This is a genomic window from Pseudomonadota bacterium (genome assembly GCA_039714795.1).
Classification (GTDB): domain Bacteria; phylum Pseudomonadota; class Alphaproteobacteria; order JAGOMX01; family JAGOMX01; genus JBDLIP01.
Genome location: JBDLIP010000020.1, coordinates 1 through 2,500, shown reverse-complemented (window position 1 = coordinate 2,500; position 2,500 = coordinate 1). Strand labels below are relative to the sequence as shown.

General features: G+C 43.4%; 2 protein-coding genes (1 of these 2 cut by a window edge). Both read left to right on the top strand.

Annotated elements, in window-relative coordinates:
- Positions 1-647, top strand: the 3' portion of a protein-coding gene (locus tag ABFQ95_02715; GenBank protein MEN8236447.1) for an outer membrane beta-barrel protein. It extends 190 nt beyond the left edge of the window; only the last 647 of its 837 coding nucleotides appear in the window; its start codon lies off the left edge, out of view; it ends in the stop codon at positions 645-647.
- A gap of 181 nt (positions 648-828) precedes the next feature.
- Entirely contained in the window at positions 829-2,250 is a 1,422-nt protein-coding gene (locus tag ABFQ95_02710; protein ID MEN8236446.1) for a hypothetical protein, read from the top strand.
- Positions 2,251-2,500 lie beyond the last annotated feature (250 nt).

Sequence of the window (2,500 nt, the reverse complement as noted above, 5' to 3'; positions counted from 1 at the left end):
GTCTTCGATTGGACCGCCATGAAGTTACCATGAGCAATGATAATGCTGATGGAATTGCCGGTGCCACCCCCGTCGGCGCATTTCGCAACTTTGCTGCGGAAGATCAATCATTCACTGGGGGAGTACAACTTGGTTATGGAGTGCGTTTTGCAGAACACTTTTATGCTAGCCTTGAAGCGGATGTACTTTTCGGAAACATGAGCGATGATAGTTCTTTTGTGGTGGATGATGATACACGGGGCCGCGCTGATTCTAAGATCAAAGGGAAAACACGTTTTGGATTGGCTGCTCGTCTTGGTGGATATTGGAAGCAAACATTATTATACGCCCGTTTCGGTGTCGAATGGCAACGCTTTGAGATTAATAGCTCTAGTGATGCGGTTCGTCTGAATGACCCTACTCGCAGCGATATACCACTGAGTAAGAAGTACACAAAGGCCGCATTTACCCCAGGCGTTGGAATTGAGGTTAGCTTAAATGATGAGGTATCCTTGGGGCTTGAATATCGTACAGCTTTATTTTCAAAAAAGACAGAAACTGCACCCTCAAACCAAGCAGATATCAGTAGTACTTTTGTTAAGCATAGACCACGAGTTGATTCTGTCTTGATACGCGTTAACTATAAATTAATAAATTTTAGTGCATAATAATAAGGTATACCTTATGGTATTAAGGTAATTGCTCAACCGGGACAGAGATTCTAATGTTTAAGCGGTTTTAGTCGACTTACTCAATAGGGAAGGATTTTTTGTCCCATAAATTAATGGGTTTTCAGACCACGGTTGAGCAATTATATAGTGTCTATAAATTTTTAAAATTAAGGAGGTCATGATGAAGGGAAAACTAACAAAACAAAGGTTGTCGATTTACCCACTGATATTGTGTGGAATAATGCTGGGTAACTACGATGCATCTGGGACAAAGATACCTAAAATTGCGAATCTTAGGTCTTGCAAAAATCTGTGTGAAAAGGAAATAAAAGAAATTGAGGTCGCAAAGTTTTGTGCTGAAAAGTGCACAAAGTGGGCGAAATTTAGTTATCCTGGTACGGCTTTTCTTGCCCAAGCAAAGGCTAAATCAGCGACAGCATCAAAGGAAGAAATCGCAGAACAAGTTGAAATTCTGCGACAATTAGACCCAAAATGGGCACCAAAGGTCAAACAATATCTACCAGAAGCCAAGAAGGCGTACACAGATGCTGGGGGAGATCCTAGTGATATTGGAGTTACAACACCTCCTCCTACTGTTACAACACCTCCTCCTACTGTTACAACACCTCCTCCTACTGTTACAACACCTCCTCCTACTGTTACAACAACAACTGCTGCAGAAACGGAATTGATCAAGCAATTGCGAGAGCAAATTGCCCAATTACAAAAACAACTTAATGCGAAGGGCATTGATGTGGGCGCGGGTTCCACTGTTCCTCCGATTGTCACAGAGACCATTAAAGAGTGGGACTCAGCAGTAGCTGCTGGTAGCAATAAGAATGCATTGGTAGATTTGATTGTAAAAGTCATGTACCAAATATCACCGGGTCCAAGCATGGGCGATGCGCAAGCGCAATTCCATCTTATGGATTGGCTTACTGAGAAAACAAGTCCGGGGCCAAAAATGGGCTCAGAACTAGAGCGGAGTGCACTTGATTTGGCGCTCGGGAAACATGATTATATTATGAGCTCTCCTGGAGCTCTGAAGTATTTTCAGAATTTAATAACCGCCGCTAGAGACGCGGATCGTGCAAATGATCAAGTAAGCTTCAAAAAAATAAGTGCAAAGACTCCAGACGAGATTAAGACGATAGCTCAACGAAGAAAGGGTGGATCCCCCCTCTTGATACTAATGCTTACCAAAGATGCAGAAGTGACTATGACAAAGTCTGGAAGGTTTGGTGGACCAAAATTAGCTGAAGGTACCGCCTACCTAACCGAAGACCAAGCCAGAGCATTAAGGAGCGTTTATGGTGATACTTCGGGGGTTGCAGGTAAGAAATTTGTGGAATTGTTGGGTAATCGAATTGATGAGGCAAAAAAAGGAAATCTCCCAGCACAAATGGTACATAAAAATCTTGTATCAGAATACGCTCCGTGGGTAGGTCTCAATGCAAGCCTAACTGGAGATGCTCCTACGGTGACGCCGCCACCACCGCCACCACCACCGAGGGCTATTACAGCAACTGGCACGCAAGGGCTGCTTGATGAAATTAAAAGGGGGATCAAGTTGAGAAAAGTCCCCAAAAAAAAAGAATAACACTCCCACAAAGCGAGAGATTTGTAGGATCTCACCAATATTACAGGTGGCCAAGAAAATACAGCAGCCCCCAAGGGCTGCTGTGTCTTAGTATGAAGGTGGGGTTTTAACTGAGAATCCCTTGTAAGCGAACTAGCCGAAGTCAAGTTTTGGCGTGGTTCAATCCCAGGTAACACATTTTGGCAACACTTCCTGAAAAAATCGCGTAGCTATCGCCAAACATAAAGCCATCCAATAAAAAAGGACATAT

Excerpts from the sequence above, each read along its gene's own strand:
- ABFQ95_02710 (MEN8236446.1), top strand. The coding sequence starts at position 829 with ATGATGAAGGGAAAACTAACAAAACAAAGGTTGTCGATTTACCCACTG.